The following is a 635-nucleotide window of genomic DNA, read 5'->3' as shown; positions in this document are numbered from 1 at the left end:
TTAGTCACTTAACCATACAACCCGAAGGAGTTTCGAGTTGATAATCAAATCACCAAAGTTGTCTCTCATTATTTGAATGAGCGAGAGACATTTCGATTTTGCCGGACTCAATTTCGAATAATCACTTTAAAAGTGATATTCCCAAGAACACTTGAATGTGTTTTTTGGTGTTTGTCATAAAGACAAACATTGAGAACTTTACAAGTAATCTTAAAGATTACTTTGTCAGCTTTCCAAATTGTTAAAGAGCTAGATTTTCTGATGAAAACCATTTTTAAAGATTCTTTTTCAAGAACACTTAAAGATGGTGGAGCTATGCGGGATCGAACCGCAGACCTCCTGCGTGCAAGGCAGGCGCTCTCCCAGCTGAGCTATAGCCCCATCAAGGTGTCGATACTGCATACCAACTTCAAAAGAAATTGGTGGGTCTGAGTGGACTCGAACCACCGACCTCTCGCTTATCAGGCGAACGCTCTAACCACCTGAGCTACAGACCCAGTATCGTCTCTTACTTATAAACCGTATCAATCTGTGTGGACACTCATCGTGAGTAATCATCGTATAAGGAGGTGATCCAGCGCCAGGTTCCCCTAGCGCTACCTTGTTACGACTTCACCCCAGTCATGAACCACAAA

At 42.4% G+C, this 635-nt stretch carries 2 tRNA genes and 1 rRNA gene; all 3 read right to left on the bottom strand.

Annotated features, from left to right (window positions below):
- Positions 1-305: 305 nt before the first annotated feature.
- Positions 306-381: transfer RNA gene (locus tag ATB76_RS26885), tRNA-Ala, on the bottom strand.
- Positions 382-420: 39 nt separating this feature from the next.
- Positions 421-497, bottom strand: a tRNA-Ile gene (locus ATB76_RS26880).
- A 65-nt stretch (positions 498-562) separates the two neighbouring features.
- A 16S ribosomal RNA gene (locus ATB76_RS26875) occupies positions 563-635 on the bottom strand; the annotation flags it as partial.

The sequence above is a fragment of the Vibrio sp. MOR3 genome (assembly GCF_001557775.1).
Taxonomy (GTDB): domain Bacteria; phylum Pseudomonadota; class Gammaproteobacteria; order Enterobacterales; family Vibrionaceae; genus Vibrio; species Vibrio jasicida.
The sequence above is the reverse complement of the archived record's forward strand: the minus strand, read 5'-3'. Positions and strand labels throughout refer to the sequence as shown.